This window comes from Roseateles sp. GW821-FHT03B02 (assembly GCF_059421025.1).
Genome location: NZ_JBWKUV010000001.1, coordinates 996,164 through 1,020,045 on the forward strand (window position 1 = coordinate 996,164; position 23,882 = coordinate 1,020,045).

Annotated in this window: 22 protein-coding genes; 17 read left to right on the forward strand and 5 right to left on the reverse strand. The window is 71.3% G+C overall.

Annotated features, from left to right (window positions below; genetic code table 11):
• The first annotated feature begins 60 nt into the window (after positions 1-60).
• Positions 61-2,151: a phosphocholine-specific phospholipase C gene (locus AC07VX_RS04415; protein WP_493162911.1), complete on the forward strand. Its 2,091-nt coding sequence runs from the start codon at positions 61-63 to the stop codon at positions 2,149-2,151.
• On the opposite strand, the gene AC07VX_RS04420 is transcribed toward AC07VX_RS04415, so the two are convergent.
• Both AC07VX_RS04420 and dmeF read right to left on the reverse strand, forming a co-directional pair.
• Complete coding sequence (locus AC07VX_RS04420) at positions 2,142-3,233, reverse strand: threonine aldolase family protein (RefSeq protein WP_493162910.1); 1,092 nt, start codon at positions 3,231-3,233, stop codon at positions 2,142-2,144. The genes AC07VX_RS04415 and AC07VX_RS04420 overlap by 10 nt on opposite strands.
• On the reverse strand, positions 3,230-4,189 hold the full coding sequence (dmeF, locus tag AC07VX_RS04425) for a CDF family Co(II)/Ni(II) efflux transporter DmeF (protein WP_493162909.1): 960 nt from the start codon (positions 4,187-4,189) through the stop codon (positions 3,230-3,232). Before dmeF ends, AC07VX_RS04420 begins: the two co-directional genes overlap by 4 nt.
• A gap of 104 nt (positions 4,190-4,293) precedes the next feature.
• Here dmeF and AC07VX_RS04430 point away from each other — a divergent pair, with 104 nt between their 5' ends.
• From AC07VX_RS04430 to AC07VX_RS04480, 11 genes are all read left to right on the forward strand, one after another.
• Positions 4,294-4,971: a DUF3348 family protein gene (locus AC07VX_RS04430; RefSeq protein WP_493162907.1), complete on the forward strand. Its 678-nt coding sequence runs from the start codon at positions 4,294-4,296 to the stop codon at positions 4,969-4,971.
• Positions 4,968-7,526, forward strand: coding sequence for a hypothetical protein (locus AC07VX_RS04435; protein ID WP_493162906.1), 2,559 nt, complete (start codon positions 4,968-4,970; stop codon positions 7,524-7,526). Before AC07VX_RS04430 ends, AC07VX_RS04435 begins: the two co-directional genes overlap by 4 nt.
• Positions 7,519-8,178, forward strand: coding sequence for an OmpA family protein (locus AC07VX_RS04440; protein WP_493162905.1), 660 nt, complete (start codon positions 7,519-7,521; stop codon positions 8,176-8,178). Before AC07VX_RS04435 ends, AC07VX_RS04440 begins: the two co-directional genes overlap by 8 nt.
• 2 nt (positions 8,179-8,180) lie before the next feature.
• On the forward strand, positions 8,181-8,699 hold the full coding sequence (locus AC07VX_RS04445; RefSeq protein WP_493163827.1) for a DUF2894 domain-containing protein: 519 nt from the start codon (positions 8,181-8,183) through the stop codon (positions 8,697-8,699).
• Positions 8,700-8,775: 76 nt separating this feature from the next.
• Complete coding sequence (locus tag AC07VX_RS04450; protein ID WP_493162904.1) at positions 8,776-9,423, forward strand: glutathione S-transferase family protein; 648 nt, start codon at positions 8,776-8,778, stop codon at positions 9,421-9,423.
• A gap of 145 nt (positions 9,424-9,568) precedes the next feature.
• Entirely contained in the window at positions 9,569-10,486 is a 918-nt protein-coding gene (locus AC07VX_RS04455) for an N-acetylmuramoyl-L-alanine amidase (protein ID WP_493162903.1), read from the forward strand.
• On the forward strand, positions 10,486-11,499 hold the full coding sequence (locus AC07VX_RS04460; protein ID WP_493162902.1) for an ABC transporter permease: 1,014 nt from the start codon (positions 10,486-10,488) through the stop codon (positions 11,497-11,499). The genes AC07VX_RS04455 and AC07VX_RS04460 overlap by 1 nt, the downstream gene beginning before the upstream one ends.
• On the forward strand, positions 11,499-12,395 hold the full coding sequence (locus AC07VX_RS04465; protein WP_493162901.1) for an ABC transporter permease subunit: 897 nt from the start codon (positions 11,499-11,501) through the stop codon (positions 12,393-12,395). The genes AC07VX_RS04460 and AC07VX_RS04465 overlap by 1 nt, the downstream gene beginning before the upstream one ends.
• On the forward strand, positions 12,395-13,345 hold the full coding sequence (locus AC07VX_RS04470) for an ABC transporter ATP-binding protein (protein WP_493162900.1): 951 nt from the start codon (positions 12,395-12,397) through the stop codon (positions 13,343-13,345). The genes AC07VX_RS04465 and AC07VX_RS04470 overlap by 1 nt, the downstream gene beginning before the upstream one ends.
• Positions 13,338-14,297: a peptide ABC transporter ATP-binding protein gene (locus AC07VX_RS04475; protein WP_493162899.1), complete on the forward strand. Its 960-nt coding sequence runs from the start codon at positions 13,338-13,340 to the stop codon at positions 14,295-14,297. The genes AC07VX_RS04470 and AC07VX_RS04475 overlap by 8 nt, the downstream gene beginning before the upstream one ends.
• A gap of 157 nt (positions 14,298-14,454) precedes the next feature.
• Entirely contained in the window at positions 14,455-17,445 is a 2,991-nt protein-coding gene (locus tag AC07VX_RS04480) for a TonB-dependent receptor (RefSeq protein WP_493162898.1), read from the forward strand.
• 58 nt (positions 17,446-17,503) lie between these two features.
• On the opposite strand, the gene AC07VX_RS04485 is transcribed toward AC07VX_RS04480, so the two are convergent.
• The 3 genes from AC07VX_RS04485 to AC07VX_RS04495 form a co-directional block, all read right to left on the reverse strand.
• Positions 17,504-17,755, reverse strand: a complete 252-nt coding sequence (locus AC07VX_RS04485; RefSeq protein WP_493162897.1) for a YMGG-like glycine zipper-containing protein — start codon at positions 17,753-17,755, stop codon at positions 17,504-17,506.
• Positions 17,756-17,915: 160 nt separating this feature from the next.
• Complete coding sequence (locus AC07VX_RS04490; RefSeq protein WP_493162896.1) at positions 17,916-18,194, reverse strand: PsiF family protein; 279 nt, start codon at positions 18,192-18,194, stop codon at positions 17,916-17,918.
• 82 nt (positions 18,195-18,276) lie between these two features.
• Positions 18,277-19,623: a serine/threonine-protein kinase gene (locus AC07VX_RS04495; RefSeq protein ID WP_493162895.1), complete on the reverse strand. Its 1,347-nt coding sequence runs from the start codon at positions 19,621-19,623 to the stop codon at positions 18,277-18,279.
• Between the two features lie 30 nt (positions 19,624-19,653).
• Here AC07VX_RS04495 and AC07VX_RS04500 point away from each other — a divergent pair, with 30 nt between their 5' ends.
• From AC07VX_RS04500 to AC07VX_RS04520, 5 genes are all read left to right on the forward strand, one after another.
• Positions 19,654-20,049, forward strand: coding sequence for a VOC family protein (locus AC07VX_RS04500; RefSeq protein ID WP_493162894.1), 396 nt, complete (start codon positions 19,654-19,656; stop codon positions 20,047-20,049).
• A 63-nt stretch (positions 20,050-20,112) separates the two neighbouring features.
• On the forward strand, positions 20,113-21,831 hold the full coding sequence (argS, locus tag AC07VX_RS04505; RefSeq protein WP_493162893.1) for an arginine--tRNA ligase: 1,719 nt from the start codon (positions 20,113-20,115) through the stop codon (positions 21,829-21,831).
• Positions 21,828-22,478 (forward strand): SPOR domain-containing protein, encoded by a 651-nt coding sequence (locus tag AC07VX_RS04510; RefSeq protein ID WP_493162892.1) that lies wholly within the window; start codon positions 21,828-21,830, stop codon positions 22,476-22,478. Before argS ends, AC07VX_RS04510 begins: the two co-directional genes overlap by 4 nt.
• Positions 22,479-22,509: 31 nt before the next feature.
• Entirely contained in the window at positions 22,510-23,172 is a 663-nt protein-coding gene (locus tag AC07VX_RS04515; RefSeq protein WP_493162891.1) for a thiol:disulfide interchange protein DsbA/DsbL, read from the forward strand.
• Positions 23,169-23,825, forward strand: a complete 657-nt coding sequence (locus tag AC07VX_RS04520; protein ID WP_493162890.1) for a thiol:disulfide interchange protein DsbA/DsbL — start codon at positions 23,169-23,171, stop codon at positions 23,823-23,825. The genes AC07VX_RS04515 and AC07VX_RS04520 overlap by 4 nt, the downstream gene beginning before the upstream one ends.
• The last annotated feature ends 57 nt before the right edge of the window (positions 23,826-23,882 follow it).

Here is a 23,882-nt window from a genome sequence, read left to right on the forward strand (position 1 = left end):
CTTACGGGGAAGCTGACATCCCGTGGTGTACTGGCCACCCTGCCAGCGCCCCACCTCTCCATGACGCAACGCCGCCAGTTCCTCGCGCAAGCCGGTGCCGCCGGCCTGATGGGCATCATCGACAAGGCCCGCGCCATCGCGCCCGCACGCAGCACCGGCACGCTGCAGGACGTGCAGCACATCGTCGTGCTGATGCAGGAGAACCGGGCCTTCGACCACTACTTCGGCAGCCTGCCCGGCGTGCGCGGCTTCGCCGACCCTTTCCCCCTGCCCACGCCTGGCGGCGGCACGGTCTGGACCCAGCCGCGCGCCAAGGACGGCCAACCGCTGCGGCCCTTCCGCCTCGACACCCGCGCCCGCCCGGCGCTGATGCGCCTGCACGGCACGCCCCATACTTGGCCCGACGCCCAGCTCGCCTGGGACCACGGCCGCATGAGCCAGTGGCCGGCCCACAAGCACGACCACGCCATGGCCCACTACGGCCTGGAGGACATCGCCTTCCACACCGCCCTGGCCGAGGCCTTCACCCTCTGCGACGCCTACCACTGCAGCTTCCAGGGCGGCACCCACCCCAACCGCTACTACCTCAACACTGGCACCATCGACCCCACCGGCGCGGGCGGCGGCCCGGCCCTGTTCAACGACCTGGAAGGCTTCGGTCCCGCCGACGGCAGCGCGCCGAGCTACCGCTGGACGACCTATGCCGAGCGCCTGCAGGCCGCCGGCCTGCCGTGGCAGGTCTACCAGGTGCTGGCCGACAACTTCGACGACAACTCCCTGGCCAGCTTCCAGGTCTTCCGCGACGCGCACTTCGGCCGCGACGGCCACAGCCCCGAGTTGCGCGCCCGCGGCGTGGCCGACGCCGGCCTGGACCGGCTGCGCGCCGACGTGCTGGCCGGCCGGCTGCCGGCCGTGAGCTGGATCGTCGGCACCGCCGAGGGCTCGGAGCACCCGGCCACGTCCAGCCCTGCCCAGGGCGCCAGCTACATCGCCAAGGTTCTGGACGCGCTGACCGCCGACCCCGCCGTCTGGGCGCGCACGGTAATGTTCATCAATTACGACGAGAACGACGGCTGGTTCGATCACATGCCCCCGCCCGCCGTGCCCTCGCGCGACGCCGCCGGCCGCCCGGCCGGCCACTGCAGCGTTTCCACCGAAGGCGAGTACCACGAGCGCCTGTCGGCCCGCCACCAAGAGCCGCGCGACGAGGCCCTGCTGGGCCGCCCGCTGGCGCTGGGCCCGCGCGTGCCGATGTTCGTCGTGTCGCCCTGGAGCCGCGGCGGCTGGACCTGCTCGGAGGTGTTCGACCACACCTCCGTGCTGCGCTTCCTGGAAGCCCGCTTCGGCGTGATGGAGCCCAACATCTCGCCCTGGCGCCGCGCCGTCTGCGGCGACCTGACCTCGGCCTTCGACTTCGCGGGCAACGAGGCCACGCCGCCGCTGGGCCTGCTGCCCGATGTCGAGCCCCTGGCCGTGCAGGCCCGCGCCCTGCCCAAACAGGTCAAGCCCGTGCCGCCGGCCCGACTGGCCGTGCCGGTGCAGGGCCGGGGCTCGCGCAGGCTGCGCGCCCAGGAGCTGCGGCCCGAGGCCAGCACCACGGCTCTGCCCGACGGCGGCCTGCGCCTGCGCCTGGTCAACCCCACCGGCCGCGCCGTCGTGCTGCACGCCATGGATCGCCTGCACCTGGACGCGCTGCCGCGGCGCTACACGCTGGCGGCCGGCGAGCAGGTCGAGGCCGACTGGCCGACAGGCGCTCGGGACCTCTGGCTGCTGGGCCCCGGCGGCTGGCACCGCCACCTCATCAACCCGGCCGGCACGGCCCTGCCGCAGGCCGATGTCGTCGTCGCCCGCGACGGCCGCTCGCTGCGCTGGACGCTGCGCAGCGACACCGCGCGCCGCTTCGAGCTGCGCGACCTGGCCTATGGCGCTGCCTCACGCAGCGTCGACGTGCCGGACGGTAGCGAGGTAACGGTCGAGCTGGCGCTGCCAACCCACCGCTGGTACGACTGGGCCGTGGCCTGCGAGGCCCTGCCCGGCTGGCACCGCCGCGCCGCCGGCCATGCCGAGAACGGCAGCCCCTCGATCAGCGACCCGGCCATGCACGGCAAGGCCCAGCTGAAAAGCTGGCAGGGCGGGCCGCGTCAGGCCTGAGCGAGCTGAACGGCGCTGCGCCAGGCAGCCAGTGCCTCGGCGTCCGTCCAGCCCTCGGCCGCGTCACCGATGACGACCTCCACCATGGCGCCACCCTCGATGTGCTGCGAAGCCACGGCCCGCGCGCCCAGCCAGAAGCCATCACGCTGCGCGACGGACAGCAGGGACTTGCGCAAGGCCTCGGGCGCCACGGGCAGGTGCAGCTGGAAGGCATTGACCTGCGGCGGCTCCGGCGCCAGGCGCCAGCCGGGCTCGGCGGCCAGCACGGCCGCCAGCGCACGGGCCCGCGCGCGGTAGGCCGGCATGCGCGGCAGCTGCGCGCGCAGGCCCTGCAGCGCGCTCAGCACGAAGGGATAGACCGTGAAGAGGTTGCCGGCCAGCCGGGTCTGCCAGGGCGCGGTCTTCTCGATGAAGTCCGCCGGGCCCGCCAGCACGCAGCCGGCCAGGCCGCCCAGGCCCTTGTAGAAGGATACGTAGACCGAGTCGGCCAACGCCGCGATCTCGGCCAGCGGGCGGCCGTAGTGGGCCGAGGCTTCCCACAGCCGCGCGCCGTCGAAGTGCAGCGGCACGCCCGCCGTGCGGCACCAGCCGCTGAGGATGACGAGGTCTTCCCACGCCGGCAGCACATAGCCGCCACGGCGCAGCGGCAGCTCGATGGTGACGACGGCCGGCGGCTCAGGCTCGGCCATCAGGTCTTCGATGTGGCTGGGCTGGTCCATGCGGCCGATGCGCAACCCTCGCAGCCCCATCAGCTTCTCGAAGGCCTCGGCCTCGTCGATGGCGATGTGGCTCTGCGGGTGCAGGGCCACCGGCCCGTCGCCCTCGCCACAGTGCACCCGCAGCGCCGCCAGCTGGGCCGCCACGCCCTTGTGCATGAAGCGCGCGGCCGGCTTGCCCAGCAGCGCTGCCACCTCGGCCTCCAGCTGCTGGAGGGCCTCACCCTCGCCGTAGACGTCCGGCGGCAGTGCGCCCTCGGGCACGTCGGCCAGGGCCAGCAGCGACTCGCGCATGGACCGCTGCGGGCGGTGGCCGTTGAGCCAGCGGCTGCAGCGGTTGCGCAGTTCGATGTCGGTGCGGCTCACGGCTTCCCGCAGCGATGGATCTCGATGGTGGCGTGCACGATTTCCTCGTGCACCGCCAGCCAGTCGCGCACGTCCCGCGGCGTGAGCGCCGTGTCGTGCGTGACGACGCTGAGCGCGCACGAGTAGGTGGCGCGGCCGACGCGCCAGACGTGCAGGTCGGCGATCAGCGTCTCGCCCGCCACGCCGCGTTCGGCGATGACCTCGCGGATCTCGTCCACGACGGGATGGTCCATCTCGCGGTCCAGCAGCACCTTCGAGGTCTCGGCGATCAGGCCCTTGGCCCACAGCGCCACGACGACGGCGCCGACGATGCCCATGACCGGGTCCAGCCAGGCCCAGCCCAGCCACCAGCCGCCGGCCAGCGCCGCGATGGCGGCGACCGAGGTGGCCGCGTCGGCCACGACGTGCAGGTAGGCCGACTTCAGGTTGAGGTCGTGGTGGTGATGGTGGTGATCGTGATCGTGCGAATGCCCGTGGTCGTGATGGTGGTGCCCATGGTCATGGGCGTTGCCGAGGATGAGCGCACAGACCAGGTTCACCACCAGCCCCAGCACCGCGATCGCCATCGCCTCGGGGTAGTGGATGGGCTCGGGCTTGAACAGCCGCTCCACCGAGCCATAGACCATCAGCGCGACGATGACGAGCAGGAAGACGGCGCTGGCGAAGCCGCCCAGCACCTCGATCTTCCAGGTGCCGAAGGCGTAGCGAGGGTCGCTGGCATGGCGGCGCGCGGTCGCGTAAGCATAGGCGCTCAGGCCGATGGCAACCGCGTGGCTGCTCATGTGAAAGCCGTCGGCCAGCAGCGCCATGGAGTTGTAGAACCAGCCCGCGGCGATCTCCACGAGCATCATCGCGAAAGTGATCCACATCACCAGCTTCGTGCCGCGCTCGGCGGCCGCGTTGCCGGTGTCGAAAACATGGTCGTGCCGCCATTCGGCCAGGTCGTGGGAGTGCATGGCCGGCATTTTGCGCCGGCCGCATGAAGGCTGCCCGGCCCGCCGGGGCCGTCGCCAGGGGCTTCACTAAAATCTCGCCCTTTTTCCCTCGCGCGGCCCTCCCCATGCAAGCCTCCCTTTCGCAGCCCCACGCCGCCGAGCCCCTGGCCCGGCTGCTGCTGCAATGGGGCGTGGCGCCGGTGCCCGCCGCGCCCGTGGCCGAGCGGCTGGGCGGCTGGCTGGGCTGGGCGGAGGCCATCGGCCTGTCCCAGGTGCTGGCCACGCCGCCCGCGGCCGGCAGCAACGCCGCGGCCGGCGCCCGGGCGCGGGACTGGGCCGATGCCGCCCTGCAGCGGCTGCAGGCCGAGCTGACCGCTGCCTTCGACGACGCCCTGCTGGCGCGCGAGTCGGCCGAGCCCGCGCCCGAGGGCGTACCGCTGGCCGACCTGCTCGCGCCCTACCGCCTGCACCACGCCCAGCAGCAGCGTGGCATGGCGGCGCGCATCGGCACGCTGCGCGAGCGCCTGCGCCCCCACCTCGCCGACAGCTCCGGCCCGCTGGCCCGCCTGGCCCAGCTGGACGCGATGTTCGAGCGCGCCATTGCCACCCAGGAGCGCGAGCGCCTGGCCGGCCTGCCCGCACTGCTGACGAAGCGCGCCGAGCGCCATCAGGCCACTGACCCGCGCCGCTGGCGCGCCGCCTTCTGGGCCGACCTGCAGCGCGCGCTGCTGGCCGAGCTCGACCTCCGACTTCAACCGGTGCTGGGGCTGATCGAAGCCCTGCACACCGACGCCTCCCGATGAACCGTGTCCTGAACGCTCTCTACCCCCTCGCGCTGGCCGCCGGCCTCGCGGGCATTGCCGGCGCCGCGCTGGCCGCCAGCCGCCACCACCCGGTCGCGCTGGCGATGACGCTGCTGATCGCCGCCTTCTTCCTGCTCGGCGCGCTGGAGCTGCGCGCCTTCCGCCGCGCCAGCCGCGAGCTGGACACGGCGCTGGCCGCCGAGCCGAGCGAGGCCTGGATCGACACCCTGCCCGCCGCGCTGCGCGCCGCCGTGCAGCAACGCCTGGAAGGCCTGCGCGTGGCGCTGCCCGGCCTGGCGCTGGCGCCTGCCCTGGCCGGCCTTCTGGTGCTGCTGGGCATGCTGGGCACCTTCATCGGCCTGGTCATCACGCTGAGCAGCACGGCGTCGGCCCTGGGCCAGACCGCCGACCTCGCCGCCCTGCGCAACGCGCTGGGCGCGCCCGTGCAGGGCCTGGGCCTGGCCTTCAGCGCCAGCGTGGCCGGCGTGACCGGCTCGGCCATGCTTGGCCTGCTGGTGGCGCTGGCGCGTCGCGAGCGCGCCGCCGTGGCCGGCCGGCTGGACGCGGCCCTGCTGGGCCGCCTGCGCCCGTTGACGGCCGCCCACCGCCGCGCCGTCGAGCAGCAGGCCGCCGAGGCTGCCGCGGCTGAGGCCGCGAAGCGCAACCAGCTCGAACTCGTCGCCCAGTTGCAGCAGTACGCCAGGCAGATGGCCGACCAGCTCGCCGCGCAGAACAGCCAGTTCCACGGCGAGACGAGCCGGGCCTACACGGCGCTGGCCACGAGCGTGGACACGTCGCTGCGCCACAGCCTGGCCGAGAGCGCCCGCCTGGCCGGCGCCGCCATCCAGCCCGCGGCGGAGGCCGCCATGGCCGGCATCGCCCGCGAAGCCGCGGCCCTGCATGAGCGCGTGGGCGCGCAGGTCGGCCAGCAGCTCGGCGGCTTGGCCGCGAGCTTCGAGGCCGGCGCCGCCCGCATCGCCAGCCAGGGCGAGATCGCCGCCCAGGCCCAGGCCCGCGCACTGGCCGAGCAGCGCGAGGCCGCACTGAAGCTGCTGGCCGACGGCAGCGCCGCCGCCCACCAGGCCGCGGAACGCCTGGCCGAACGCAGCGCAGCCGAAGCGCAGGCGCTGCTCGCCGCGCTCAGCGCCACCACCGAGCGCCACGCCGCTCAGACGCAGGCCCTGCTCGACCGCATCGCCGACGCCCAGGCCCGCCAGCAGGCCGCCCAGGCCGAGCGCGACACCCAGGCCCGCGCCGACCTGCAGGCCGAGTACCAGGCCCTGGCCGCGCAGCGCGCCGAGAACGAGCGCCTGCTGGCGGCCCAGCGTGAGGCCGCCCAGCAGCTGCTGGCCGACAGCGGCGCCCGGGCCCAGAACGCGCTGACCGAGCTGACCACCGGCTTCGCCACGCAGACCCAGGACCTGCTGGACCGCATCGCCGACGCCCAGACCCGTCATGCCGCGCTGCAAGGCGAACTCGACGCCCAACGCCGTGCCGAAGCTCGCACCGAAGCCGAGGCCCTGGCACGCCAGCGCGAGGCCAACGAAGCCCTGCTGGCCGCCCAGCGCGAAGCCGCCCAGCAGCTGCTGACCACCAGCGGCCAGCGCGCTCAGGACGCGTTGACCGAGCTGACCGCCGGCTTCACCGCCCAGACCCAGCAGGCCATCGCCGCCATCGCCGCCGCCCACGGCCAGCTGCAGTCCGCCCACGCCAGCCACGATGCCGAGCGCCTGGCCGCCTGGCGCGCCGAGCTGCAGACGGCAGGCGCCGCCCAGCTCGCCCAGCAGCAGCAGCTCGCCGATGGCCTGCTGCAGCACACCCGCGACCTGGTCGCCCAGACGGAGGCCCAGGCGAAGACGACGCTGACCGAGGCCGGCGCGCTGCTGAAGGCCGCCGGCGAGGCGCCGCGCGCCGCCGTGGAAGTGGTGGCCGCGCTGCGCGAGCAGCTGGCCCAGAGCCAGGCCCAGGACCGTGCGGCCCTGGCCGAACGCGCCGAGCTGATGCAGACCGTGTCGACGCTGCTGGCCTCGCTGCAGCAAGCCGCCGGCGAGCAGCGCGCGGCGCTGGATGCGCTGGTGGCGGGGGCTGCCGGCCGCGTGGACACGCTGGTGGGCGGCACCTCGTCGCAGGTGGAAGCCCTGCTGCAGGGCGCGGCCAGCCAGGTCGAGTCACTGCTGGCCGGCACGGCCTCGCAGGTCAGCGCGCTGATGGGCAGCTCGGTCACCCAGCTGGAGAGCCTGGGCCAGCGCTTCACCGCGCAGACCGATGCCACCGGCCAGGCCCTGTCCGAGGCCGCGACGAACATCGCCGCCAGCGCCGCCGAGATGGGCAGCTTGGGCGAGGGCTTCAGCGCCGCCGTCGAGCAGTTCCAGGGCGCCAACGCGCAGCTGGTGCAGCACCTGGCGGCGCTGGAGGAGCGCCTGGGCAGTGCGATGAACCGCAGCGACGAGCAGCTGGGCTACTACGTCGCCCAGGCCCGCGAGGTCATCGACCTGTGCCTGGGTTCGCAGAAGCAGGTGCTGGACGCGCTGCAGGGGGCGGCCGCGCATGGATGAGCCGCTGGAGATCGAGCAGGAAGGTGTCGGCACGCCCGCCTGGGCCGCCTTCGGCGACCTGATGGCCGGCGTGCTCGGCGCCTTCGTGCTGGTGCTGGCCGCGGCCCTGGTCGGCCAGCTGGACCTGGCCAACAAGCTGGAGGCCGAGGTGGCCCAGCGCCAGGCCGAGCAGGCACGGCGCGAGGCGCTGGAGCGCGCGCTGGCCGGCCCGCTGGCGGACGGGCGCATCACGCTGGTGGAGGGCCGCATCGGCATCAGCGGCGCGGTGCTGTTCGCCATCGGCTCCGACCAGCTGCACGCCGACGGCCGCGCGCTCATCAGGAGCCTGGCCACGCCGCTGCGCACCTACCTCGCGCAGCGCGACGAGATCCTGATGGTGAGCGGCTTCACCGACGACCGCGGCATGCTGACCGGCACCAAGGGCGGCCCGCAGAAGTTCGCCGACAACTGGGAGCTGTCGGCTCAGCGCGCGCTGACCGTCACGCGCACGCTGATGGCCGAGGGCCTGCCGCCGGACGCCGTCTTCGCCGCCGCCTTCGGGCCGCAGCAGCCGGTGGCGTCCAACGACGACGTGGCCGGCCGCGCGCTGAACCGGCGCGTGGAGATCGCGCCCACCCCGCGCCCGAAACGCGCGGCCGCCTCGGCCCCGTGACGATGAACGCGCTGCACGACCCGCTCGCCTGGGTGCAGGCCCGCACCGAGCCCGACCCGGTGCGCCGGCGCGTGCTGGAAGGGCTGGCGCGGCGGGCCGCGGCGCAATCGGGGCCCTTGCGCGAGCGGCTGGTGGCCCGGCTGGTGCAACGCGCTTCGGCTCCGCCGGCGTCCCCGCCTTCTCTGCCGCCCGCAAACGCCGCGAGCCCGCTGACCCAGCTCGTCGCCGAGCTGCAGGCCGGCCCCGAGCTGCGCAACGTGGCGGCCCACCGCCGCACCTGGGGCGAGTTGCGCGTGCAACGCCGCATCGCCGAGGTCAGCGCGCCGGTGCCGGAGCACCTGGGGCCGCTGAACAGCCAGGTGCTGGTGGCGCGTGCGCTGCAGCAGCTGAAGGACTTGTCGCCCGACTATCTGCAGCGCCTGCTGACGCAGCTGGATGCGCTGGCAGCGCTGGCGCCGCTGCAGGCCACGCCCGAAGCCGCAGCCAAGCCGGCCCGCAAGCCGACTGCGCGCCGTCGCTGAGCCCCGAGGCAGCTGACAGGATCTGGCAGGGTGGCGGCGCCAAGATGACAACGCTGCCGCCGTCCAGGTCCTCCGCATGACACCCATCCTCTACTTCTCGCGCAACCCCAACCCGCGCCTGGCCGTCGCCGTAGCCCGGCACCTGGCCGCCCCTGTGAGCTACGAGTTCGCGGCCCCGCTGGCGCCGGGCCAGGCCGAGAAGTTCAGGTCGCTGAACCCGTCGCTGCGCGTCCCAATCCTGGTCGAGGCCGACGGCAGCTCGCTGTTCGAGGCCGATGCCATCGCCTGCCGGCTGTCGCAGCGGGTGGGCTCGGAGTTCTGGCGCGCAGGCGTCGAGCTGCCGGACATGATCCGCTGGATCAGCTGGAGCCGCGACAACTTCATGGCCGCCTGCGACATGGTGCATTTCGAGCGCGGCACCAAGCAGCGCTACGGGCTCGGGCCGCTGGACGAGGCCCTGGTGGCGCGCGGCACCGAGCGCTTCCACGAGACCGCGGCCATCCTCGACGCCCACCTGAGCCGCCAGGACTGGCTGCTGGCCAGCGGCCTGAGCTATGCCGACTTCCGCATGGCCGTCTTCCTGCCCTACAACGACGTGGCCCGGCTGCCGCTGGCCGACTACCCGGCCGTCGCGGCCTGGCATGCGCGGCTGATGGCGCTGCCGGCCTGGGCGCATCCCTTCGAGGGGCTGGACGCGCCGGAGCTGCCGCCGCTGCCGGGCTGAGCGCGCAGCGGCGGGCGCCGACCATCACCTGCACTCATACCCGCATCGTCCTCCGACATGACCCCCAAGGGCTGGCCCCGAGCCGGCGGCCCGGGTGCGCTGCAACAATCCGGGCCTGGCCACGCCGTCCGCCCTCGCCTCCTGCATGAAGTCCACCTCCCTCGTTGCCGCCTCCCTGGCCCTGCTGCTCAGCGCCTGCGCCAGCGTGGCGCCAACGCCGCCGGCGCCCGCCCCGCTGCCCGCACAGCCCGCGCCCACGGCGCCGGGCGCTGCCGTGCGCGCGCCCAACATCGACCGCAGCTACACCTCGCAGAACCAGGACAGCCGGGCTCTCTACATCGTGCTGCACTACACGGTGCTGGACTGGGAAAAGTCGCTCAAGGTGCTGACGACGGGCGGCCAGGTCTCGGCGCACTACCTGGTGCGCGACAACCCGGTGGCCAGCTACGCGCTGGTGGACGAGAACCGCCGCTCCTGGCACGCCGGCGCCAGCTTCTGGGCCGGCAACACCAACCTGAACTCGGCCTCCATCGGCATCGAGATCGTCAACGCGGGCTATGTCGACACGCCGGCCGGCCGCGTCTACGCGCCCTTCCCGCAGGCCCAGGTGGACGAGGTGATCGCCCTGGTGCGCGACATCCAGAAGCGCCACGGCGTGCGCCCCGAGCGCATCATCGGCCACGCCGACATCGCCCCCGGCCGCAAGCAGGACCCCGGCCCCAACTTTCCGTGGAAGCAGCTCGCCGACGCGGGGCTCATTCCCTGGCCGGACGGTCCCGCCGTCATCGTGAAGACGCTGGAGCACGAGGTCGCGCCGCGCGACGCGGGCTGGCTGCAGGAGCGGCTGGCGCGCATCGGCTACAACGTGTCGCGCTCGGGGCAGATGGACGTGCTGACCAAGGAAGTCGTGTCCACCTTCCAGATGAAATACCGGCCGCGCGACATCACCGGCACGCTGGACGCCGAGACGGCCGCGTTGATCGAGGTGGCCTCCACGCCGGCCACGATGCGGGTGGTCGGCAGCCCCGAGGGCGAGACCCGTCCCTACACCTCGCGCTGGTGATGCTGGGCTTTCTGCTCAAGCGCCTGGCGACGCTGGTGCCGACGCTGATCGGCATCACGATCGTCGCCTTCGGCCTGATCCGCCTCGTGCCGGGCGACCCCATCGAGGTCATGATGGGCGAGCGTCGGCTGGACCCCGAGGCCCACGCAGCGCTGGTCAAGCGCATGGGGCTGGACCAGCCGCTGCCGGTGCAATACGCGGACTACGTCGGCAAGCTGCTCCACGGCGACCTGGGCCAGAGCCTCGTGAGCCGCGAGCCGGTCAGCAAGGAGTTCGCGGCGCTGTTCCCGGCCACGGTGGAGCTGGCTTGCGCCGCGCTGCTCTTCGCCGTGGGCTTCGGGCTGCTGCTGGGCGTCAGCGCCGGATTGAAGCGCGGCTCGCTGCTGGACCAGGGCGTCATGGGCACGGCCACCATCGGCTACTCCATGCCGGTGTTCTGGTGGGGGCTGATCCTCATCATGTTCTTCTCGGTGCAACTGGGCTGGACGCCGGTGTCGGGCCGCATCGGCATCGAGTTCGACCCCGAGCGCGTCACCGGCTTCATGCTCATCGACGCCTGGCTGAGCGGCGAGGAAGGCGCGTTCAAGTCGGCCGTCATGCACCTCATCCTGCCGGCCCTGGTGCTGGGCACCAGCACACTGGCGGTCGTCGCGCGCATGACGCGCTCCAGCATGCTCGAAGTGCTGCGCGAGGACTACGTTCGCACGGCCCGCGCCAAGGGCCTGTCGCCGACGCGCGTGGTCGTCGTGCACGCGCTGCGCAACGCGCTGATCCCGGTGCTGACGGTGGTGGGCCTGCAGACCGGCAGCCTGCTGGCCGGCGCGGTGCTGACCGAGACCATCTTCTCGTGGCCCGGCATCGGCAAGTGGCTGATCGATTCCATCGCGCGACGCGACTACCCCGTCGTGCAGGCCGGCATCCTGATCTCGGCGCTGACCTTCATCGGCGTGAACCTGATCGTGGATGTGCTCTACGGCGTGGTGAATCCGCGCATCCGCGGAGGGGGCCACTGATGAGCGCCGTGCTGGATAAACCCGTCGAGCCGCCCGGCCCGCTGCGCGAGTTCTGGCAGGGGTTCTCCGCCAACCGCGGCGCCTTCGCGGCCCTCGTCGTGTTCGCGCTGATCGCGCTGGCATCCCTCTTCGCGCCGCTGATCGCGCCGCACGACCCCATCGAGCAGTACCGCGACTTCATGCTGACGCCACCCGTCTGGGCCGAAGGCGGCAGCACGCGCTTCCTGCTCGGCACCGACGAGCTGGGCCGCGACATGCTGAGCCGGCTGCTGCACGGCGGCCGGGTGTCGCTGGGCATCGGCCTGGCGGCCGTGCTGATGTCGCTCGTGCCCGGCGTGATGCTGGGCCTGCTGGCGGCCTTCTTCGAGCGCTGGCTGTCGCCGGCCATCATGCGCGTGATGGACATCGTGCTGGCGCTGCCGGCGCTGCTGCTGGCCATCTGCGTCATCACCATCCTCGGCCCGGGCCTGGTCAACACCGTCATCGCCATCGCCATCGGCGCGCTGCCGGGCTATGTGCGGCTCACGCGCGCCGCGGCGCTGGGCGAGATCGGGCGGGACTACGTCACCGCCAGCCGCGTCGCCGGCGCGAGCGTGTGGCGGCTGATGTTCATCACCGTGTTGCCCAATTGCATGGCGCCGCTGATCGTCAACGCGACGCTGTCGTTCTCCTCGGCCATCCTGGAAACTGCGGGCCTGGGCTTCCTGGGCCTGGGCGTACAAGCGCCAACGCCCGAGTGGGGCACGATGCTGTCGGCCGCGCGGGACTACATCACCCGCGCGCCCTGGGTCGTCACGCTGCCGGGCCTGACCATCCTCGTCACGGTGCTGGCCATCAACCTGATGGGCGACGGGCTGCGCGATGCGCTCGACCCCAAGCTGAAGAAAGTCGCCTGATGCGCCTGTTGAACATCAGGAATCTGCGCGTGCAGTTCGGCAACTTCCCCGCCGTCGATGGCGTGGACCTCACGCTGGACGCTGGCGAGCTGCTGGGCATCGTCGGCGAATCGGGCTCGGGCAAGTCGGTCACCATGCTGGCGCTGATGGGCCTCATCGACGCGCCGGGCAAGGTCAGCGCGGACGCCATCGAGTTCCAGGGCCGTGACCTGCTGAAGCTGTCGCCCGGCGAGCGCCGCAAGCTCATCGGCCACGACGTGGCCATGGTGTTCCAGGACGCGCTGACCAGCCTCAACCCCAGCTACACCGTCGGCGCGCAGATCGCCGAGGTGCTGAAGGCCCACCTGAGTCTGCGTGGCGCCGCGGCGAAGCAGCGCGTGGTCGAGCTGCTGGAGCTCGTCGAGATTCCCGACGCGGCCAGCCGCGCCCATGCCTACCCGCACCAGCTGTCGGGCGGCATGAACCAGCGCGTGATGATCGCGATGGCCATCGCCTGCGGCCCGAAGCTGCTGATCGCCGACGAGCCGACGACGGCGCTGGACGTGACCATCCAGGCCCAGATCATGGCCCTGCTGCTGAAGCTGCAGCGCGAGCAGGGCATGGGCCTGATCATGATCACCCACGACCTCGCCGTGGTGGCCGAAATGGCCCAGCGCGTGGCCGTCATGTACGCCGGCCAGATCGTCGAGACCGGCCCCGTTCCCGATCTTTTCGACGCACCCCGCCACCCCTACACGCACGCGCTGCTGGCCGCGATCCCCGAGCACAACAAGGGCGCGCGGCGCCTGTCGGCCCTGCCCGGCATCGTGCCCGGTGCGCTGGACCGGCCCGCGGGCTGCCTGCTGAGCCCGCGCTGCCCGCGTGCACAGGACCGCTGCCGCGCCGAGCGGCCGCTTCTGGAAAACGGCGTGCGCTGCTTCTTCCCCGTCGAGGAGGCCGCCCATGTCTGAGCTGCTCCTCGAAGCCAACGACCTCGCCCGGCACTACAGCGTCAGCCGCGGCCTGTTCCGGCCCAAGGCCACGGTGAAGGCGCTCAATGGCGTGAGCTTCTCGCTGGCCGCGAGGAAGACGCTGGCCGTTGTCGGGGAGTCCGGCTGCGGCAAGAGCACGCTGGCGCGGCAGCTGACGCTGATCGAGCCACCGACACGCGGCACGCTGAAGATCCGCGGGACCGACGCCGCGACGGCCGATGCCGCCACGCTCAAGGCCCTGCGCCGCGACGTGCAGATGGTGTTCCAGAACCCGTTCGCCTCGCTGAACCCGCGCAAGACCATCGCGACGACGCTGGCCGAGCCGCTCTTGATCAACACGCCGCTTTCGGCCGCCGAGCGCCAGGAGCGTGTGGCCGCGCTGGCGGCCAAGGTGGGCCTGCGGCCCGAGCACCTGCGCCGGTATCCGCACATGTTCTCGGGCGGCCAGCGCCAGCGCATCGCCATCGCGCGGGCCATGATCCTGAATCCGGGCATCGTCGTCGCCGACGAGCCGGTGAGCGCGCTGGACGTGTCCATCCAGGCCCAGATCCTGAATCTCTTCATGGACCTGCAGGACGAATTCGGCACGGGCTACGTCTTCATCTCGCACAACCTCTCGGTCGTCGAGCATGTGGCCGACGAGGTGATGGTGATGTACCTCGGCGCGGCCGTGGAGGTGGGCGAAAAGAAGCGCCTCTTCGCCGCGCCGCTGCACCCCTACACGCGGGCGCTGATGAGCGCCACGCCGGCGCTGCGGCGGGCCGACCGGCGCGAGCGCATCGTCATCCACGGCGAGCTGCCCAGCCCGCTGAATCCGCCCAGCGGCTGTGCCTTCCACAAACGCTGCCCGCTGGCCCAGGCGCGCTGCGCCGACGAGGTGCCGCAGCTGCGCGAAGTGGACGGCCGGCGCGTGGCCTGTCACGTCGTTTAGGGACAGCGCGCCGCAGGGCATAACCGCCGCACATGCCACGGCGTCATTCCGTCATGCGCGGAATGTTGCTGCGGTGCCGATTTCGCGGGCCTGACCTTTGCTGCGGCGCCCCTGGCATCGCAAGAATCTTCACGTTCAGCAACGCGGAGACATAACCATGCGATTCCAGCCCACCCCCATCGCCATCGGCCTGGCCAGCCTGCTGCTGAGCCTGCAGGTCCACGCCCAGCAGGCCAGCGAAGGCGCCAAGGCCAAGGCCGACGCACAGGCGCTGGAGAAGGTCGTCATCACCGGCATCCGCGCCTCCACCGAGGCCTCGCTGAACGCCAAGCGCGACGCCGCCGCCAACGTCGAGGTCATCACGGCGGTCGACGTGGGCAAGATGCCCGACAAGAATCTGGCCGACTCCCTGCAGCGCCTGCCCGGCGTGGCCGTGCGCACCGACTACGACGAGGCCGAGAAGGTGGCCATGCGCGGCACCAACCCGGACATGACGCTGATCCTGTTCAACGGCCACACGGTCAGCGGTGGCGACTGGTACATCTCCGACCAGACCTCCAGCAGCCGCTCCACGTCCCTCAGCCTGATGCCCAGCTCGGTGCTGAACGCCGCCACCGTCTACAAGACATCGCAGGCCAACATCCTGGACGGCGGCCTGGCCGGCACGGTGAACGTGACGACGCGCAAGCCGCTGGACGAGAAGAAGCGCTTCGGCGGCGTCGTCAGCGTGGGCGGCGTCTATGCCGACCTGCCGGACAAGACCAGCCCCCAGCTCAGTGCCAGCCTGAACTGGAAGAGCGACGACGACCGTGTGGGCCTCATCGGCCAGGTCTTCGCCGAGAAGCGCTATGTGCGCCGCGACTCGGCCTCGCGCTTCGCCTACGGCGCCAGCAGCGGCTGGGACGTCATCAACACGGCGACGATGAAAGGCATCACCGACGCGTCGCTGGCCGGCACCGGCTACACCGCCGCCGACCTGAACGGCGTGCGCCTGCCGGGCAGCATGTCCACCGAGTTCGTCGAGGGCGTGCGCGACCGCAAGGGCGGCATGATCTCGGCGCAGTGGCGGCCGGTGCAGAACCTCGACGTCGGTGTCACGGCCTTCCAGTCCAAGATGAACTCGGACAACTTCGGCCGGCTGACCTCGGGCGCGATGTACTCCATGCTGGTGGGCAAGGCCGAGCCCTTCGGCGCCGTGACGGCGGCCGCGGCCAACACCAGCTCCAACGGCCAGCAGGTGTTCGCGTCCATCAAGAACCCGCAGATCGTCGAGGAGACGACGATCTACGGCGACAAGATCAAGGTGCTGCGCGGCGGCACCATCGCCTTCGCGCCGGGCACGACGCCGCAGTACATCGGCAACTCGGAGGGCTTCTTCCGCAGCGGCGCCAGCGCCAGCAGCGGCTTCCTGGACCTGGACGCGAGCTACAAGTTCAGCAACGACTTCAAGGTCAAGGGCCTGTTCAGCAGCACGCGCGGCGTGGGCGAGACCGACCAGGACCGCGGCATCACCTTCGCCCGCTATGGCACCGGCATCACCTTCGCGCTGCAGGGCGTCAACGAGGCGCCGACCTGGGCCTACCAGGGCGCCGGCGACGGGACCAAGCCGGTGCGCAACGCGGACGGCAGCGGCTACAGCCTGATCTCGCGCGCCACACCGACGCACTACAAGACCATCGACCGAGAGAAGAGCCTGGCGCTGGACGCCGAGTACCAGCAGAACAGCGGCGTGTTCCAGAGCATGGAGTTCGGCGTCCGCCACGCCGACCACCACCGCGACCACCGCCGCTGGCAGCCGGCGATGAAGGCCCCGGCGCTGGCGGCGCCGGACCCGTCCCTGGCCGTGGGCTACCCCGGCGACTTCGGCGCCAATCTCGGCAGCGGCTTCGAGAACACCGGCTTCTACTACCCGCGCGAGGTGCTGCGCTCGTTCTACGACGGCCAGATCAAGGCGACGACGCCGGAATTCGAGCGCCGCGTGGCCGCCGAGATCGAGATGCGCGAGCGCCAGAGCGCGATCTACCTGCAGCAGAACCTGGAAACGGCCGACGGCATCTGGAGCGGCAACTTCGGCCTGCGCTATGCCCGCACCGTCGTCGACGCGCAGATCGCCACGCCCGTGCCGACCGGCCTGTGCCAGCGCATCGAGCCGGGCAAGGCCGTGACGCCTTGCTCCGCCTTCCCGACCGCCATCGTGACCGCCGGCGACGGCGCCACCTACTACGACGGCGCGGCCTGGAACCCCAACACCGGCACCATCTACTACAAGGTCCCGACGCACAAGGTCTTCGACCACATCCTGCCCAGCCTGAACCTGCGCTGGCAGTTCGCACCGACGTGGATCGCGCGCCTGGGCCTGTCGCAGACGCTGGGGCGCCAGAACTACAACATCTACGGCGCCGGCTTCACCAGCCAGACCTGCACGGCCCAGGGCTGCCAGGTGAACGGCCCCAACGCGCAGCTGGAGCCGATGACGGCGGCCAACACCGACCTGTCGCTCGGCTGGTACTACGCCAAGCGCTCGGCCGTCGTGCTGAGCCTGTTCGACTCGATGCTGCGCAACTACGCCAAGACCGGCGCGGTGCGCCAGGACGGCGTGACGGTGGACCTGCTGGACAACCAGAACGTTGTCCACACCTACGCCATCAACACGACGACCAACCAGCGCGCCCGCATCCAGGGCGCCGAGCTGAGCTGGGAGCAGCCCATCTGGGGCGGCTTCGGCTTCCAGTCCAACCTCAGCTACGCCGACACCAAGGTGGCCGACGGCCGCCCGCTGCCGGGCGCCTCGCGCAAGAGTGCCAATCTGGTGGGCTATTTCGAGACGGACACCTTCAGCGTGCGCCTGGCCTGGAACTACCGCAGCGAGTACGTCAACAGCACGACGGCGCCGGCGCCCACGGCCAACAGCCAGGGCCTGTCGGTGGTGCAGGGCATCACCATGCCCACCGCGCCGACGATCCAGGCCCCCGTCACCAACGTCGCGCTGAGCGTGAACTACACGGTGCTGCCGGGGCTGGAGTTGTCGTTCAGCGGCACCAACCTGACCAACCCGTCGCGCGGCCAGTACCGCTACAGCGAGCTGGAGCCGCAGAAGGTCGACTCGTCGGGCCGCCAGTACTACGTGGAAGCACGCTACAAGTTCTGAACGCCTGACGGCGCCAGCACCCAGGCCGGCTCAGACCGGCCTTTTTCTTGCTGCAGCCTCAGCGGCGCTTCTTGGACACCTCGTTGCCGATGACGCCGCCGGCCGCGGCGCCCACGGCCGCGCCGGCGGTCGTGCCGGTCACCACGCCGCCGACGACGGCACCGGCCGTTGCGCCGACGACGGTGCTGGTTTCGCGCGCCGACATGCCGGCACAGCCGGTCAGGGCCAGCGTCGCCGCGGCAGCCACGGACAGCAGCGCCAGGCGCCAGTAGGCGGTGCCGGGGCTGGAGATCAGGTCAAGGGTGTTCATGGTGTGCTCCTGGGGAAGTGGCAATCACTTGAGCCCACTTTCGGCGCCCGCGACGGCCGCCGGAACCGGCCGACGACGCAGTCATGCGTCGGACACCACCTACCCTCCCAAAGCAGAGAGCCACCCGGAGGTGGCTCTCGTCCTGCGTGAGGTCAGCGCCTTACTTGGGCGCCGAGGCCGCGTCGGCCATGCACTTCTTCATGTGGCTCTTGGCCGCTGCGCCGTGCAGCTTCTTGTCGGCAGCGGACTTCTCGCAGACCGCGGCGCCGGGGTCGGCGGCGGGCTTGGCGGCCAGGCATTCCTTCATGAAGGCCTTGCGCTCGTCGCCCTTCTTGTCCTTGGCATCGGCATTGCAGGCCTTCATCTTGTCCTGTTGCGGCGTGGCCTGGGCACCGAAGGCGACAGCGGCACAGGCGAGCAGGATGGCGAATCGTTTCATCGGGAGTTCCTTCCTCGTCGGGGTGATGGACGACTGATTCAAGCACGCGCTCTTGGCCATGCCAAGCCGTGTTTCATCCGCGTCACAAGATTCGCCGCGGATGGGCCAGCGCTTCGTGCGCCGCGTGCAGCCGGCGCACCAGCACGCGGATGAAGCCGCGGTCGAAACGGTGCTGGCATTCGGGGCTCAGCTGGCCGACGGACTCGGGCGTGAAGCAGATCGTCGTGCACTCCTGGCTGACCTTGATGTCGGTGCTGTGACGGCGCAGGTCGGGGTTGGGCGCGAGGTAGGCCATCTCGCCCACCGACGTGCCCTGGCCCAGCTTGGCCACCAGCTTGCCATCCCGGAAGACCTCCACCTCGCCCTGGGCAATGATGTGGAAGCTGTTGCCCTCCTGGCCGCGCTTGAAGAGGGCATGGCCCAGCGGATAGCGCTTCCAGCGCGCGCGCCGCACCACCTCCCACAGCTGCACGTCGCCGAAGTCGGCGAAGAATTCCAGCGAGCGCAGCAGGTTGAAGCGCTCGGAGTCGCGCACCTCGCCCAGGCGGTTCAGCGGCACCTGCTGGCTGGCCACCAGGGCCGACAGCGCCTGGGCGAAGCTCTCCCAGTCGGCAAAGCGCTCGTGCGGGCTCTTGGCCAGCGCACGCAGCACGACGGCGTCCAGGCCGTCGGAGACGCCCTGGCGCTGGCCCACCAGCGGCAGCGGCGGCTGGTGATAGATCTGGTGCATCAGCGCCATCTGGTGCGGCGCGTCGAAGGGCGGGCGGCCACTGATCAGGTGGTAGAGCACTGCACCCAGCGCGTAGATGTCGGCCCGGCAGTCCACGTCACCGCCCTCGATCTGCTCGGGCGGCATGTAGGCCAGCGAGCCAACGCGGTGGATCTGCGTCGCGTCGGCATTCAGGTTGAGCGCCGAACCGAAGTCGCTGACCTTGACGTCGACAACCTGGCCGCCGGGGTCCAGCACGGCCAGCAGATTGGCCGGCTTCACGTCGCGGTGGATGACGCCCTGGCGGTAGACATAGCTCAGGGCCATCGCGCACTTGAAGCCGAGTTCAACGATCTGGTCCAGCGGCAGCAGGCGATCGGTGCGGCAGAAGTGCTTCAGCGTGACGCCGGGCACGTACTCCATGACGAGGTAGGGCGAGGCGTCTTCCGACACCGCGTCGACGATGGCGACGACGTTCGGGTGGTGCAGCCGCCCGGCCAGGGCCGCCTCGGCGCTGAAGAAGCGGTTGCTGAAGTCGCTGCTCGGCGCATCGGCCGGCGGCGCCCAGGCGCGCATGCGCTTGATGGCCACGTCCATGCCCTGGAAGGGGTCGCGGGCCAGGAAGACGTCGCTGGTCGCGCCCTCGCCCAGGCGCTTGAGCACCTGGTAACGGCCGATATGGGAGGGCAGGTCGTCTGCGATGGCACTCACGCGGGGCATGATACGGGCCGCTCCGAGGAGGCCTGTCCCTTGTTCTCGCACATCTACATCGGCACCCGTGACTTCGATCGCGCTCTGGTCTTCTACCGGCCGTTGCTGGCGCTGCTGGGCGTGCCCGAGCGCTTCTGCGACCCGGCCGGCGGCTGGGCAGGCTGGCAGAGCACGCCCGGGCCGCGCCCGCTGCTGGTGCTGGGCCGGCCCTTCGAGGGGGAACACACCCCGGGCAACGGCCAGATGGTGGCGCTGCTGGCCGCCAGCCGCGCGCTGGTGGACCAGGCTCATGCGCTGGCCCTGGCCCACGGCGGCCGCTGCGAAGGCCCGCCGGGGCTGCGGCCGCACTACCACCCGAACTACTACGGCGCCTACTTCCGCGACCCCGACGGCAACAAGCTCTGCGTGGCCTGTCACGAGGCCCCGGCCGACTGAGTCAGCCGGGAGCCGCGCCCGTGCGTTCTGGCTGGACGAGGCCCGCCTCCTAAAATCGCCCCCATGATCCAAGCCAAGCAGGCGCTGCTCGCCGCACTCGCCGACTCCCTCCAGGAAATCGCCCCCGGCTCGAACGCCGTGGCCGCCTTCGAATCCCCCAAGCAGGCCGCCCATGGCGACTTCGCCTGCACGGCCGCCATGCAGCTGGCCAAGCCGCTCAAGGCCAACCCGCGCGAACTGGCCACCCGACTGATCGCCGCGCTGCAGGCCAAGCCCGCCTTCCAGCAATGGGTGCAGGCGCTGGAAATCGCCGGTCCCGGCTTCATCAACATCCGCCTGAAGCCCGAGGCCAAGCAGGCCGTCGTCGGCGAAGTGCTGGCGGCGGGCAACAAGTTCGGCCACCGCGCGCCCACCGGCAAGCACGTGATGATCGAGTTCGTGTCGGCCAACCCGACCGGACCCCTGCACGTGGGCCACGCCCGCCAGGCCGCGCTGGGCGATTCGCTGTGCTCGGTGTTCCAGAGCCAGGGCCACCAGGTCACACGCGAGTTCTATTACAACGACGCCGGCGTGCAGATCGCCACGCTGGCCAACTCCACGCAGATGCGGCTGAAGGGCTTCAAGCCCGGCGACGCCGAATGGCCCGAGTCGGCCTACAACGGCGACTACATCCAGGACATCGCCGACGCATTCGTCGCCAAGGAAACGGTCAAGGCCGACGACCGCGAGTTCACCGCTTCGGGCGACGTGAACGACCTCGACAGCATCCGCCAGTTCGCCGTGGCCTATCTGCGCCACGAGCAGGACCTGGACCTGCAGGCCTTCGGCCTGAAATTCGACAGCTACTTCCTGGAGACCAGCGTCTACAAGGGCGGCCAGCTGGAGAAGACAGTCGAGCGCATCGTCGCAAGCGGCAAGACCTACGAGGACGGCGGCGCGCTGTGGCTGCGCACCACCGACTACGGTGACGACAAGGACCGCGTGATGCGCAAGTCCGAGGGCGGCTACACCTACTTCGTGCCCGACGTGGCCTACCACATCAACAAGTTCGAGCGCGGCTACACGCAGTGCATCAACATCCAGGGCACCGACCACCACGGCACCATCGCCCGCGTGCGCGCCGGCCTGCAGGCGGTGAACCTGGGTATCCCGCAGGGCTTCCCCGACTACGTGCTGCACAAGATGGTCACGGTGATGAAGGGCGGCGAGGAGGTCAAGATCTCCAAGCGCGCCGGCAGCTACGTGACGCTGCGCGACCTGATCGACTGGACCAGCCGCGACGCGGTGCGCTTCTTCCTGATCAGCCGCAAGGCCGACACCGAGTTCGTCTTCGACATCGACCTGGCCCTGAAGCAGAACGACGAGAACCCGGTGTTCTACGTGCAGTACGCCCATGCGCGCATCTGCTCGGTGATCCGCAAGTGGGGCGGCGACCTGGCCTCGATCGCCGGCGCCGACCTCGGCCTGCTGACCGCCCCGACGGAAGAGGCGCTGATGCTCAAGCTCGCCGCCTATCCCGACATGCTGACCGGCGCCGCCAGCGGCATCGCGCCGCACGACGTGGCCTTCTACGCCCGCGACCTGGCCGGCGCCTACCACTCCTACTACGCCGCCGAGCGCGTACTGGATCAGGCGCCCGAGCTGAGCCGCGCCCGCGTGGCACTGCTGGCCGCGACCCGCCAGGTGCTGGCCAACGCGCTGGGCATGCTGGGCGTCAGCGCGCCCGAGCAGATGAGCCGCGACACTGCTGAAACCCCGTCCGAAAGCCCGGAGAACGAATGACTGCTGCCTCCAAACCCGCCGGCCAGAAGAACCAGAAAGGCGGCTTCGTCCTCGGCCTGATCGTCGGCCTGCTCGTCGGCCTGGCCGTCGCCCTCGGCGTGGCCCTCTACATCACCAAGGTGCCCATCCCCTTCGTGAACAAGGTGCCGCAGCGCACCGCCGAGCAGGACGCCCAGGAGGCCGAGCGCAACAGGAACTGGGATCCGAACGCGCCGCTGGCCGGCAAGGCCGCACGCAGCGCCAGCGGCGTCGTCAACGCGCCGGCGGCCACGCCCCCCCAAACGCAGAGCACGCCGCCGGGCAACGCCGCCCCCAGCGCCAGCGCTGCCGCCATCCTGCCCCTGCCCAAGCCGGCCGCCAAGGCCGAGGCGCCGGCTGCGTCCGCACCGACACCGGCCGCCGCCGCCGACGCCTATGTCTACTTCGTGCAGGCCGGCGCCTTCACGCGCCCCGAGGAGGCCGAGGCCCAGAAGGCCAAGCTGGCCATCCAGGGCTTCACGGCCAAGGTCATGGAGCGCGAGCAGAACGGCCGCACCGTCTTCCGCGTGCGCCTGGGCCCCAACGACACCCGCGAAGCCGCCGAGGATCTGCAGCGCAAGATTGAGGGTGCCGGCTTCGAGGCCAATCTCGTTCGTGTACAACGCTGACCGCATTACCGTCTGAAGGATGACTGCCGCCATGAAGCGCCGCGATTTCTCTGCCCTGCTCGCCTCCGCTCCCCTTGCCGGCGCTGCCGGCAACGCCCTCGCCCAGGGCGGCCCTGTCGAGGGCCGCCACTACGCGGTGCTCAACCCGGCGCTGCCGACGACACCCGGCAAGATCGAGGTCGTCGAGTTCTTCTGGTACGGCTGTCCGCACTGCTATGCCTTCGAGCCCGCCATCGAGGCCTGGGTCAAGCAGTTGCCGGCCGACGTGGCCTTCCGCAAGGTGCACGTGGCCTTCCGTGCCAACGTCAAGATCCACCAGCGCATGTTCTATGCGCTGGAAGCCCTGGGCAAGGAAGCCGCGACCCGCCAGGCCATCTTCAATGCCATGCACCAGCAAGGCCAGGCCCTGGACGACGCCAAGAGCCAGGCCAAGTTCCTCGGCCCGCTGGGCATCGACCCGGTCAAGTACCAGGAGGCCTACAACTCCTTCGGCGTGGTCACCAAATGCCAGCAGGCCGAGAAGCTGTCCGAGGCCTACCGCATCGACGGCGTGCCCAGCATTGGCATCGCCGGCCGCTTCCTGACCTCGCCCAGCCAGGCAGGCGCCGGCCAGCGCCTGCCCGAGCTGGAGCTGGGCGCGAAGGCGCTTCAGATCACCGACTTCCTGATCCAGCGCGCGCGCAACAAGGCATGAACCGCCGCGACGCCACGGCGGCGCTGATCGCAGCCGGCTTCGGCACCGCGGCCCTGGCCCAGGGCGGCCCGGTCGAAGGCCGGCACTACGCCCGCCTGGGCCAGACGCTGGCCGGCGCGCCGGGCAAGATCGACGTCGTCGAGTTCTTCTTCTACAAGTGCCCGCACTGCAACGCCTTCGACCCGCTGCTGGAGGCCTGGGTGCACCGGCTGCCGGCCGACGTGAGCTTTCGCCGCGTGCCGGTGGGCCAGCAGCTGATGCTCAAGCTGCACCAGCGCATGTTCTACGCGCTGGAGGCCATGGGCGCGCTGAGTCCGCAGGTGCACAGCGGCATCTTCAATGCCTTCCACCGCGCCGGCGTCGAAGCCAATGACGAGGCCGGCGTCGTCGCCCTCGTCGGCCAGCTGGGCGTGGACACGACGAAGTTCAGGCAGGCCTTCGGCTCCTTCGGCGTGCAGACCAAGATGGCGCAGGGCCTGAAGCTCGCCGAGGCCGCCGGTGTGGACACGGTACCCGCCCTCGTGGTGGGCGGACGCTGGCGCACCGGTCCCGGCATGGCCGGCACGCCGGGCCAGAGCGAGGCCGCACAAGGCCAGCAAGCGCTGGCCGTGGCGGACTTTCTTGTCAAGCAGGCCCGCGGCGGCAAGGGCTGACGCGCTTTTCCTGACACGCTTGCCGCTCCGGAAAGGCTGATGACGGCAGCAGGCCCC